Genomic DNA, 1380 nt, shown 5'->3' with positions numbered 1-1380 from the left:
GCGGGCAGGTGCCATCAGGCTGCTCCTGACACTGTTCAACCAACGCCGTCCGCTGGATTCGTCCCTGTGTTAGACGGTGGGCAACGACCGGCTTGGCCTCGGCTCGTTGGGCGGTTTCAGCCAATACAGCGGGCTCAACCTTCTCTCCCGTATGGGCAGCCAACGCCTGGGGCACCTCCGGCGCCTTCGCCCCTTGCCCAGATCCACTCCCCGGTGAACCACCGGCATTGAGGTTGATCGCCGGCCCACTCAGGGCGACGCCGCTGGGGTCGATCTTGACGAAGCTGCCGCCGCCTTTGAGGGTGATTTCGGCGCCGGCTTCGATGACGGCTTTCTGGCCCGCCTTGATGTGCAGTTCCTGGCCGGATTCGCTGAGCCAGGCTGTGCCGGCTTTGAGGTGGAGGGTGCCGGTGACGTCGAAGCTGTGGTCCTGGCCCACTTTCTCCCGCTTTTCCCCATCCACGGTGCTGTGGTCGTTGGCCTTGATGTGGGCGTAGCGGTCGTTGTCGACGGTGAGGTGGCTGTTGTGGTGGATCACCTCGGTGCGGTCGTGCTCGGTCAGCAGGTCCAGGTCCTTTTGGGCGTGGAGGTAGATCTGTTCCCTGTCCGCCTCGTCCTCGAAGCGCAGTTCGTTACTGCCCTCACCCTTGTGGGTCTGGGTCTTCAGGGTGGTGCGGGTCTTGTGTTCCGGCAGCGCGTAGGGCGGTGTGTTGGTGGCGTGGTAGGCGCGCCCGGTGATGATCGGCTGGTCCGGATCGCCGTCCAGGAAGGAGACGATGACCTCGTGCCCGATGCGGGGCAGGGCCATGAAGCCGTAGCTGCCCCCGGCCCAGCCCTGGCTGACCCTGAGCCAGGCGCTGCTGTGTTGGTCATTTTTACCGTAACGATCCCACGGGAACCGGACCTTGACCCGGCCGTGTTCGTCGCAGTGGATCTCCTCGCCCTGGGGGCCGGTGACGAGGGCGATCTGCGGGCCGTCCATGATGGGGCGCTCGGGCGGCTCCGGCCGCCAGGCGGTATCCCCGGGCACGCTCTGGAAGGTGTTGCTGTAGGTGGTCGGCTCGGAACCGCCTTCCTCTTCCAGCGCCTGGGGCTGCTGGCCGGTGTGGGTGACCTGGGTGATCAGCCAGTCCCGGTTGAGGCTGTCATTCGTATGGCCGGACAGGGTGACCTTGGCCCCGGCGCTGAAGTCCGGGCGGTTGCTCTCGCCACTTCCGAGGCTGGCGTCCTTGCGCAGGCTGTCCAGTCGCGCCTCGGTGTAGGGCTGGCCGGAGGCATCGCCCTTGAAGCGGCCCGGGTAGTCGTAGTGCTCGTAGTCGCTGCGCTGGCTGTCCAGGTCCGCCGCATGGGCCTGGTGCATCAGGGCGTAGGCGGGGTTCC

The 1380-nt window shown here is 66.5% G+C and carries 1 protein-coding gene; it reads right to left on the bottom strand.

Annotated elements, in window-relative coordinates:
- Positions 1–1380, bottom strand: a 1380-nt coding sequence (locus EZI54_RS23690; RefSeq protein ID WP_131484308.1) for a type VI secretion system Vgr family protein, incomplete at both ends; no start/stop codon positions are given.

The organism is Marinobacter halodurans, from assembly GCF_004327985.1.
GTDB classification, from domain to species: Bacteria; Pseudomonadota; Gammaproteobacteria; order Pseudomonadales; family Oleiphilaceae; genus Marinobacter_A; species Marinobacter_A halodurans.
This window is presented reverse-complemented; position numbering and strand designations above follow the sequence as displayed.